We start from the raw sequence: 10,771 nt of genomic DNA on the forward strand, positions 1-10,771 counted from the left end.
ACCAAGCTAATAACAAGAAAATAATAAATAATTTTTTTATTTTAATAAAAAAAAACTAATAATTTACCAATGTATTTTTGAAAAAATAACTTGACAAATCTATATTCACACGTTTATTCTTAGCACAGAAAGTATTTACAAAAACTGTTGAGTGAAATGAGTAGGTACAAGTTTAGTCTTTCCAGAGAGTTGCCGTTGGTGGGAATGCAACATGATTGACTGTATTGAATGGCTTCACGAGGGCGGCCTGAAAGTGTAAACGAGTAGGAGCCGACGGGAATCCGGCCCGTTATCCTGCGGACATGTATGATAGTACATGATAAAGAGGGCTCCTTGTCGGAGTCAATCAGGGTGGTACCGCAGGAGATTTATACTCTTGTCCCTTTGGAGGACAGGAGTTTTGTTTTTTTTAAAACTCTGGTCTTACAAGACCAGAGTTTTTTTATTGAAAGGAGAAATCTATATGATTAAGTCAGCAATAGAAAAAATATGCCAAGGAAATGATTTAACAGAGCAAGAAACATTTACGGTAATTAGTCATATAATGAAAGGCCAGGCAAGCGAAATTGAAATTGCTGCTTTCATAACAGGATTGCGTGTCAAGGGAGAAACCTCTGATGAAATTACAGGAGGTGTGCGCTCCTTATTTACTGTTGCTGAAAAAATTAATCCTGAGGTATCTTTTTGTGTAGATCCTGTAGGTACCGGTGGAGATTCTACAGGTACAATTAACATTTCTTCTGCCGCCGCCTTAGTAGCATCAGCGGCAGGAGCAACTGTTGCTAAGCATGGCAATCGTTCAGTTTCAAGCAAATCTGGTAGTGCTGATTTTTATGAGGCATTAGGTTTTGATCTGACTTTAACACCCAAAGAAGTTGAAAAGAGTATAGAAGAAATTGGTTTTGGCTTTATGTACGCACCTGTTTTTCACCCAGCTATGAGATATGCTTCACCGGTAAGAAAGCAACTTGGAATACGTACTATTTTTAATGTGCTTGGTCCTTTAACTAATCCAGCAGGAGCCAAAGGCCAGGTATTGGGAGTTTATAGCCAAAAGATAATGCCTTATGTTGCACAAGCATTAAAGCAATTGGGTACAAAACATGCACTTGTTGTTCATGGATGCGATAGCAGTGATGAAATAACTATCAGTGGAGAAACATTGATATATGAAATCAAAGATAATCAAATAGAAAAATATACTATTTCTCCTGAGTTTTTCGGTTTGCAAAGATCCGATATTTCTAGTATCAAAGGTGACTCACCTAAAGATAATGTTAATATCCTGATGGAGGTATTCAAAGGCAAAAAAGGATCTCCACGTGATGTTGTACTAATGAACGCAGCTGCTACTCTTTATGTTGGTCAAGTTGCAGCTACCTTAAATGATGGATACAAAAAAGCCGAGTATGCAATAGATAATGGTCTGGTAATTGAGAAAATTGAGCAAATTCAAAAAATTAGACATCAGGAAAGAGGATAGGATAAATATGAATCAGATAAGAACAACAGGAACAATACTTGATCAGATAATAGCAAGAAAAGTAGAAAGAATAGCCCAAAGCAAAGAACGTGTTTCCTCAAACGAGTTAATAAAGCTAGCAGCCGGAATAGAAAGTTCTGCCAATAATTTTGCCGAATCATTACAGGTAAAAGGCAGTCTTGCAATCATCGGTGAAATAAAAAAAGCCTCTCCTTCAAAAGGCATTATTCAAGCAGATTTCAATCCTGTAGAGCAGGCAAAAGCATATGAAAATGCTAATATTCAGGCAATTTCCGTTTTAACTGAAGAGGATTATTTTCTAGGCAGTGATAATTATCTAAGAGAAGTTGCTAAAAATACTTCCCTACCTATTCTAAGAAAAGATTTTATTATTGATCCATATCAGATTTTAGAGGCTAAAGTGCTTGGGGCATCAGCAATACTTCTGATCTGCGCAGTTTTAAGCTCAAAGGAATTAAAACAGTTAATGCAAACAGCTAATGAGCTTGGTATGGCTGTCTTGGTAGAGGTGCATAATCTGGAAGAGCTTATGACAGCACTTGATTTAGAAGCAAAAATAATCGGGATTAACAACAGAGATTTAAATACCTTCCACGTCGACCTGGCTACTACCGACAAACTGGCAGGAATTATTCCTGCAGGTAGAATTATTGTTTCAGAAAGTGGTATAAAAACAGCCAAAGATATGGCAAAAGTCTATCGGGCAGGAGCGCATGCAGTTCTTATTGGTGAAACATTAATGCGATCTGCAGGTTCGGCAGATTCGGTTGGTAAACAAATTGATCTTTTATACGGAGAGATACCAAGATGAGAGCAGGAAAAGCTGTTGAAGTAAAAATATGTGGTTTAACAAGAGCATATGACATTGAATCAGTTTGTCAGGCTAAAGTTGACTATTCGGGTTTTGTTTTTGCCAAAAGCAAAAGACAATTAACATCTGATCAGGCTGGAGACTTAATAAAACTACTCCCTGCATCAATAAAAGCGGTCGCAGTTTTTGCCAATAATAATATAGATTTTATACTTAACATCTGCGAACAAATGAGAATAAACGTTATACAGCTTCATGGAGATGAAACTCTTGATTTTATTTGTGATTTGCGGAGACTCTTGAAAAAAAAGCATCTGGAAATAGAGATATGGAAGCAGAAATCATATACGGTCTATGATAAAGAAACTCTAAATCAGTCATTTCAAACCTCTCTTGAAGAAAAGGAAACCGAACAATTTGAGCACTCCCTGGCTTTCTCACAAAACAAATTACCTGATGCCTGGGTTATTGATAGCATTAGCAATGGTCAAAAAGGCGGAACAGGATTAGCTTTTCGTTGGGAAAAGGCAAAAATATTTTGTGAAAACAAGAGAATTGTTTTAGCAGGAGGTTTAAATCAAGGAAATGTATCCCAAGCAATTAGAATTTTAAATCCGGCTATTGTTGATTGCAGCAGTGGAGTTGAAACAAATGGTATCAAAGACAGACAAAAGATATACGATTTTTGTCAAAAAGCAAAGGAGACTGATAACGATGGATAATTTAAAGACAGCCAGGAATATACCTGATCTAGCACCTTCTTTAGATGAATTTATTAATTTTAGCAAAAACTATAAAATAATTCCTTTAAGTATTAAACTTCCTGCCGATATCGTTACCCCAATAAGTCTCTTTCAGAGATTCCAAGCAGCGAGTCACAGATTTTTGCTTGAAAGCGTTGAAGGCGGAGAACGCTGGTCTAGATATTCTATTATGGGACGCAATCCTATATTTAGAGTTATTTGCCAAAATAGTCAAATCCGTGTCATATCGAAGAACGGAGAAATACAAGAATTAGCAGATGATAATCCTGTTGACAGTATAAGACGTATTTTGAATGAAAACAAAATACCTCCTGAACTTAGCAGTTCGGGCTTTAGATGCGGTCTAACAGGTTATTTCTCATACGATTTTATCCGCTATCTGGAAAAGCTACCTGATAATAATCCTGATGAATTAAATTTACCGGATTGTGATTTAATTGCACCTGAGCAAGTCATCGTATATGATCATCTAAAGCATGAAATGACTTTAATCTTTAATATTTATTTGGAGAATAAAGACGCCGTTCTTTTGCAAGAAAATAGTCTGAAAAATATATATTTTTCAGCTTCTCAAAAATTGATTGATATTATCGAAGAGTTAAACAGTATTACTATAGATAATCCTTATACGGCAAATTCTGAAACAGAAAAACAGTTTGGTCAAGATGATTTCTCTTTCACCTCCAATATTTCAAAAACAGATTACATTAATCAGGTTTTAGCAGCGAAAAAATATATTAAGCAGGGTGATATTTTCCAGGTTGTTCTTTCACAAAGATTCAGTTCGCCATTTTACAATAATCCCTTATCCGTGTATAGAGCACTCAGAAGTGTAAACCCTTCACCCTATCTGTTTTATTTACAACAACCAGAAACTATACTTGTAGGTGCTTCGCCTGAAATGCTTGTAAAATTAAGCGGAGATAAAATTGAAACATGCCCTATCGCAGGTACAAGAAAACGCGGCAAAGATCATATTGAAGACGAAAAAATGGCTTCAGATTTACTTGCTGATACTAAAGAATTAGCCGAACATGCAATGCTTGTTGATCTGGCTAGAAACGATGTGGGAAAAATCAGCAAATTCGGTAGTGTAAAAGTGAAGGAGTATGCTCATATAGAAAAATTTTCTCATGTGATGCATCTGGTCAGCCTGGTAGAAGGAACAATTGCATCGGATAAATCTGCGATAGATGTTTTATGTTCTCTTTTGCCGGCTGGAACACTATCGGGAGCTCCAAAAATTAGAGCAATGGAAATTATAGATGAATTAGAAACTAAAAAAAGAGGTGCATATGGAGGCGCTGTTGGTTATCTTGGCTTCGATGGCCAAATGGATACATGTATAACCATCAGAACTGCCTTAATAAAGGATAACAAGATTCATATTCAGGCGGGCGCAGGAATAGTGGCAGACTCAGATCCTGAATCAGAATATAACGAATCTGTAAATAAAGCTATGGCATTAATGACTTCAATCAGACAGGCAGGTGTTTTCAAATGATTTTACTTATTGATAATTATGATTCTTTCACCTATAACATTTATCAGATGATCGGAGAAAATCATCCCGATATAATTGTTATGCGAAATGACGAAATCACATTTGAGTCTCTAGAGTACCTCAAACCTGATCATATTGTTTTTTCGCCAGGACCAGGCTACCCAGCCAATGCAGGGTTAATGCCTTCAATTATACAGTTTTATCATAGGAAAATACCGATGCTTGGAATATGTCTTGGACATCAAGCGATAGCAGAAGCTTTCGGGGCAAAAATCATTGAAGCGGATACTCCTGTTCACGGCAAACAATCGATAATTAACAAGACAAAAGAAAGCAAATTGTTTGACTCAATTGATAATCAGATAAAAGTTGGCAGATATCATTCCCTTACAGTTGACGAAAAAACCATTCCTGAATGTCTTTCAATAACGGCAAAAAGTAATGATGATGAACTGATAATGGGTCTTGAGCATAAAGAATATCCCATATACGGTCTACAATTCCATCCCGAATCAATTTTAACTGAGCACGGGCAAATAATGCTAAATAATTTTTTGCAAAAAAAATGAACCTGGACAGCTTGCTATTTTTCTTTTATTGCTTGCAAGTTTTTTATTTATGATAAGGCTCATTCCTTAAAATGCGATAAGCTCGGTAGCATTGCTCCAATAACAAAAGGCGTGTCATCTGATGGGTATAAGTCATATTGGAAAGACAAAGACGTTGTTGGGATCTTTGTAGTATTTCTGATGATAAACCATTGGAACCACCAATAATAAAAACGATCCTGCTGCCACCTGCTACCATCCATTCATCAAATTTTTCTGCATATGACAAAGAGTCGTACTGTTTGCCTTTTAAATCTAAAGAAACGCAAAAATCATTTGCGTTTACTTTTGCAAGAATATTTGCCGCTTCCAGCTTGAGCGCTTTTTCCTGCGGCCAGCTGTCTGGAACATCACTAACCTGACATACATTTACTTCACAATATCGTGATAAGCGCAATATATATTCCTCAATGCCTTGCAATAACCATTTCTCTTTTATTTTCCCTGGACAAATAATTTTAATTTCTGCCATTATATTACCTGACTTATCCTACTATCACAGGCTTACTCGTATTATAGCGAGCTGCAACACATACTTCAGCATCACAATAAGAATTTTGTTTTTTCAGAACACTATTTACAGTTAACTCTGCCAGCTCCGGCAGATTATTATCACGACTAAGATGAGATAATATAAATTTTTCAGTTCCTGTTTGCCTAAGTTTAGAAATAGCATCGGCGCAATCACTGTTTGACAAATGACCTTTATCGCCGCTAATTCTCTTCTTCAAAAAATATGGATAAGGGCCAACAGCCAACATATCCTCGTCATAATTGGCTTCAATAAAAATTGCATTGCAACCTTTAACAGCATCAATTAAATAATCGCTAAAAACTCCTGTATCCGTACAAACAGAAACATCTCCTTTTGAAGTGTTAATTCTGTAGCCAACAGGATTTTTTGCATCATGCGAAATAGCAAAACTTCTAAATTCAATATCTCCTAGAGAATAATTTTTATCAGATTCGATTATATTGATCAGAGACAAGTCAACTTTGCCAATTAATGATTTCATCGCATCATAAGTTTTCTGATTTACAAACAGAGGAATTTTGTATCTCCTGGCCATGACGCCTGCCCCTGCTATATGGTCACGATGCTCATGAGTGATCAATATCCCTGAAAGTTTATCTGGTGTACGCTCAATATCCTGCAAGGCCAAAGCAATTGTCTTACCATTAACACCTGCATCAACCAGCAAGGATGTTTTTCCACTTTCCAAATAAATACAATTACCGCTGCTGCCGCTTCTAAGGGCACATACCATCGTATTCATCAGCTTTCCAGACGACTTATGTCTGCACCTAGCTCCCGAAGTTTTCTAACAAAATTTTCGTATCCTCTTTCAATTTTGTTAATCTCAAAAACTTCCGTCACGCCTTCGGCTGCAAGTCCTGCCATAACCATCGCCGCACCTGCTCTTAAATCCTTGGCAGTTACCTTAGCTCCTGTCAAAGGCATTCCGCCCTGAATAACGGCCAGTTTTCCTGAAGTCATTATATCAGCGCCCATCATCTTCAATTCATCTACATATTGAAATCTGTTATCCCATACATTTTCCATCATTTTGCTAGAGCCGTTTGCAACACATAATAAAACCGTTGCCTGAGGCTGAAGATCAGTAGGGAAACCTGGATAAGGCATTGTTTTGAAATTAGCCGCTTTTAACGGCTCAGATTCTTCAAGCCATACTCTTATACTATCATCACCTAATTCAATATGTGCACCCATTTCTTCAAGCTTAGCAGAAAGCGGCTCCATATGCTTTGGTATAAGATTTCTGACAGTTATATCTCCATGTGTTAATGCAGCCATCATCATATAAGTTCCTGCTTCAATCTGATCAGGAATAATTGAATATGAGCTTCCTGCGGGCATTACCGGCACACCTGTAATACGAATAACATCTGTTCCGGCACCCCTTATATTGGCTCCCATCGTATTAAGAAAATTGGCAACATCAACTATATGTGGTTCCCTGGCAGCATTTTCTATAACAGTAACACCCTCTGCTTTAACAGCAGCAATCATAATATTAATAGTTGCACCAACACTTACCACATCCAAAAATATATGTTCACCATGAAGTTTTTGAGCTTCAACATGTATTATGCCGTGCTCTAAAGAAGCACCGGCTCCTAACGCTTCAAAACCCTTCATATGCTGATCTATAGGCCTTGTTCCAAAATTACAGCCTCCTGGCATATAAAGACTTGCTTTGCCAAATCTGGCAAGTAAAGCTCCTAAAAGATAATAAGATCCTCTAATACTACGAACCTTATCCTCTACTGCTTCATGGGTATTAATGGAGGTAGGATCTATATACAAAGAGCCTTCACTATCTCTTTTTATTTGTGCACCCAGACTTTTGCATATCTCCAGCATAATGTTTATGTCCGCAACATCCGGAACATTTTCAATTTTACAAGCTCCATCAAGAAGCATAGCAGCAGATAGTATTCCCAAAGCAGCATTCTTGGATCCGCTAACTGTAACCTCTCCAGTTAATCGATTGCCACCTCTAACGATATAACTTGCCACAGGTGTTCTCCTCTCTTCGATTAATCCACTGATTGCAGCAGTTTGTGGTCTTATTATCTGCATGCAATCTTGAACTGCTGTTTCATTAACATTAATAATTTTTGTAGCTGTATTTGCTTTCATATGACTACCCTGTTATGCCTTCAACAGCTTTTTCCCAGTTTACTGCCGACTGCATTACTTCACTTTCTTCTAATTCTATTATTCTATCAAGTAAAATATTCATGTCTTCATTATCAAGTTCTGATAATGTCTTTTCAATCATTCCCAGATCTATTGCTAAACTAGCAATTTCATCAGCTGATTTAATATAAAGAGGATCCTGCAGAGGATGTCCTGATTGAAAAGCAGACACAGTATCGGTAAAAACTCTTTTAGCAGTTGGTATCATTACAGTAAATTCTGTCCCTTTACCTAACACGCTTTCAACTTGCAAAGTTCCATGATGTAAATCAATTAGTTCTTTAGCAATTGAAAGTCCCAGACCGGTTCCACCGTACATTCTTGATCCGGTCATATCTACCCTGTAAAATCTATTGAATATATGTGGCAAATGCTCTTGTTCAATACCAAAACCTGTATCTACAACTTTTATGTATACATCATCAACAAGACGACCGATAAATACTTTTATCTCGCCACTTCTGTCAGTATATTTTATAGCGTTTGAAAGCAAATTTGTAATGACCCGTTCAATTGCAGTACGATCAATAAATACTCTTGGAATCTGCGATACCTTCATGCAATTTAGGCGAATACCTTTTTCTTGTGCCTGCATCAACATGCGGTCTACAGTTTGACGAATAAGAGGAGGTAAATCCATCTGCTCCATTCGTACTCTTATTCCTCTGCTGTCAATGCTTGAAAGCAAAAGAAGATCCTCGACAAGACGGCCCATTCTTAGAGCATCATCATGTATTCTCCAGATATCTTTTCTAATACTATCAGAATTTTTTTCCGATAATCCCCAGTCAAGCAAAGACTCTGAATAAGTTTTAATCGTTGTAAGAGGAGTTTTAAGCTCATGCGAAACATTTGCAACAAATTCTTTTCGTTGTCTTTCTTCTCTTTCCTGATCTGAAATATCTTGAATTACAATGATTGTACCAGCTTTTCGACCTTCATCAAATCTACTTTCTTTAAGCCTTATTCGCAAAATTCTGTCCTTGATAGTAACATTACCGGTAACATTATCATTTCCTAGGAGAATAGCGGCCTGAATACCATTATCGGCACCATATATGCTGATAAAATCGAATAAATTTACCGGTATCTCTTCTGGATCAAGCATTTTACGAGCAGCAGGATTTGAATTTATAAGAATACCGTCACTACTATACCCCAGGACACCTATATCTAAATCAGAAAGAATAATTTCCGATTTGTTTCTTTCTTCAACAAATTGAGTAATAACAGCTGTCATTTCAGCTTCTTTTTTAGATCGGATCTTTTTATGCAAAAAATTACAGATCACATAACATAATAAAGCAGTAAAAATTACAGTTGCTATTAAAGCGGCTGCAATATTTTCACGCAGCCATACAAAAATCTGATTCAATATAATAATATACGCATTACTATAAAAAAACATTTTCATTAATATCATCAATTATCAGTATTCGGCTGAATGCTTATCAAAGTAATAGCCGACTCCTCGTTTAGTCAAAATATATTTGTATTGATCCTGATCAGGCTCTAGTTTTTCTCTGGTTCTTCTCACTGTAACATCAACAGTTCTAACATCACCAAAATACTCATAGCCCCAAACTTTTTCCAGCAAAGCTTCTCTGGAAAAAACCTGCCCGGCATTTTGAGCCAAGAATCGAACCAGCTCAAATTCTCTTAGTGTTAAATCTATGTCTTTGTCTCCTCTTCTAACCTGATAAGCTTCCAGATCAATTGTAAGTTCTCCAAATTGTAAAACTCCCGGCTGATCGTTCATCTCTATATCAGAAAGACTCATTCTTCTTAGCTGAGCTTTCACTCTTGCAAGAACTTCCCGGACACTAAAAGGTTTTGTTATATAATCATCAGCACCAAGTTCCAATCCTAATACTTTATCGATTTCCTCACTTTTGGCTGTCAACATAAGTATTGGAACATTTGTCTGGTGCCTAAGCTTGCGACACACATCAAAACCATCTAGTTTAGGTAACATACAATCAAGAAGTATAAGATCAGGATTTTGTGTCAAACCCATATCAAGAGCCTGTGCACCATCATAGGCAGTTAAGGTCTGATATCCTTCTCGCTCTAAATTAGCTTTAAGTATATCTACAATATTATGCTCATCATCAACTATAAGTATTTTTGCAGACATCTCTATTCCCTCTTTTCTTTATGGTAGCTGACACAACAGAGACATTATATCACGTTGAAACGTTTTCGTCTTGTATGGATTAATTTATCAAAAAAACAAAAAAACAGGACCACAGGGAGTTACCCTATGATCCTGATGAATCCGGCAGAGACCTATCTTCCCGGGCCGTCTCCAGCCAAGTATTGTCGGCACACAAGAGCTTAACTTCTGTGTTCGGGATGGGAACAGGTGTGACCTCTTGGTAATATCCACCGGAAGTGGTAGAGGGAATAAATACACCCTCAAGACTGCACAAGGGAAAGAGAATAAGAAAAAGATAAAAACAAAGAATCCGAGCAAAAATATAAATCGGAACAAAATCTGGTATCAGGAACAAACTAAATTGAACCTAAAAACTTGTGGTCAAGTCCTCGACCTGTTAGTACCGGTCCGCTACATACATTACTGCACTTACACTTCCGGCCTATCAACCAGGTAGTCTACCTGGGGTCTTACCATTACTGTGGGAAATCTCATCTTGAGGTGGGCTTCACACTTAGATGCTTTCAGCGTTTATCCCTTCCAAACTTAGCTACCCAGCTATGCCACTGGCGTGACAACTGGTACACCATAGGTTTGTCCATCCCGGTCCTCTCGTACTAGGGACAGCTCCTCTCAAATTTCCTACGCCCGCGATAGATAGGGACCGAACTGTCTCACGACGTTCTGAACCCAGCTC

The 10,771-nt window shown here is 37.3% G+C and carries 10 protein-coding genes, 2 rRNA genes and 1 other annotated feature; of the genes, 5 read left to right on the forward strand and 7 right to left on the reverse strand.

Annotated features, from left to right (window positions below):
- Window positions 1-138: 138 nt before the first annotated feature.
- Window positions 139-387: a binding site (T-box leader), on the forward strand.
- Between the two features lie 76 nt (window positions 388-463).
- The 5 genes from trpD to AC0KSB_RS11555 are packed head-to-tail and all read left to right on the forward strand — an operon-like array spanning window position 464 to window position 5,152.
- Entirely contained in the window at window positions 464-1,483 is a 1,020-nt protein-coding gene (gene trpD / locus AC0KSB_RS11535) for an anthranilate phosphoribosyltransferase (protein WP_472309416.1), read from the forward strand.
- Between the two features lie 7 nt (window positions 1,484-1,490).
- A complete protein-coding gene (gene trpC, locus AC0KSB_RS11540) occupies window positions 1,491-2,315 on the forward strand; it encodes an indole-3-glycerol phosphate synthase TrpC (protein ID WP_472309418.1) in 825 nt (274 codons plus the stop codon).
- The gene (locus tag AC0KSB_RS11545; protein ID WP_472309420.1) at window positions 2,312-3,037 is read left to right on the forward strand and encodes a phosphoribosylanthranilate isomerase; all 726 of its coding nucleotides are present in this window, start codon (window positions 2,312-2,314) and stop codon (window positions 3,035-3,037) included. Before trpC ends, AC0KSB_RS11545 begins: the two co-directional genes overlap by 4 nt.
- Entirely contained in the window at window positions 3,030-4,583 is a 1,554-nt protein-coding gene (trpE, locus tag AC0KSB_RS11550; RefSeq protein ID WP_472309422.1) for an anthranilate synthase component I, read from the forward strand. Before AC0KSB_RS11545 ends, trpE begins: the two co-directional genes overlap by 8 nt.
- Window positions 4,580-5,152: an anthranilate synthase component II gene (locus tag AC0KSB_RS11555; protein WP_472309424.1), complete on the forward strand. Its 573-nt coding sequence runs from the start codon at window positions 4,580-4,582 to the stop codon at window positions 5,150-5,152. Before trpE ends, AC0KSB_RS11555 begins: the two co-directional genes overlap by 4 nt.
- 43 nt (window positions 5,153-5,195) lie before the next feature.
- Here the strand turns inward: AC0KSB_RS11555 and AC0KSB_RS11560 are convergent, their stop codons facing one another.
- The 7 genes from AC0KSB_RS11560 to AC0KSB_RS11590 all read right to left on the reverse strand — a co-directional run.
- Window positions 5,196-5,663 carry a 23S rRNA (pseudouridine(1915)-N(3))-methyltransferase RlmH gene (locus AC0KSB_RS11560; RefSeq protein ID WP_472309426.1) on the reverse strand — a complete coding sequence of 156 codons (468 nt, stop codon included), beginning with the start codon at window positions 5,661-5,663 and terminating at the stop codon, window positions 5,196-5,198.
- Between the two features lie 13 nt (window positions 5,664-5,676).
- Window positions 5,677-6,468 (reverse strand): MBL fold metallo-hydrolase, encoded by a 792-nt coding sequence (locus AC0KSB_RS11565; protein WP_472309428.1) that lies wholly within the window; start codon window positions 6,466-6,468, stop codon window positions 5,677-5,679.
- On the reverse strand, window positions 6,468-7,733 hold the full coding sequence (locus AC0KSB_RS11570; protein ID WP_472309434.1) for a UDP-N-acetylglucosamine 1-carboxyvinyltransferase: 1,266 nt from the start codon (window positions 7,731-7,733) through the stop codon (window positions 6,468-6,470). Before AC0KSB_RS11570 ends, AC0KSB_RS11565 begins: the two co-directional genes overlap by 1 nt.
- A 127-nt stretch (window positions 7,734-7,860) precedes the next feature.
- Entirely contained in the window at window positions 7,861-9,330 is a 1,470-nt protein-coding gene (locus tag AC0KSB_RS11575; protein WP_472309430.1) for a sensor histidine kinase, read from the reverse strand.
- A 15-nt stretch (window positions 9,331-9,345) separates the two neighbouring features.
- Entirely contained in the window at window positions 9,346-10,053 is a 708-nt protein-coding gene (locus AC0KSB_RS11580; protein ID WP_472309432.1) for a response regulator, read from the reverse strand.
- Window positions 10,054-10,192: 139 nt separating this feature from the next.
- Window positions 10,193-10,309, reverse strand: a 5S ribosomal RNA gene (gene rrf / locus AC0KSB_RS11585).
- Between the two features lie 142 nt (window positions 10,310-10,451).
- Window positions 10,452-10,771 (reverse strand): 23S ribosomal RNA (locus tag AC0KSB_RS11590); the annotation flags it as partial.

Source organism: Ercella succinigenes, from assembly GCF_900002895.1.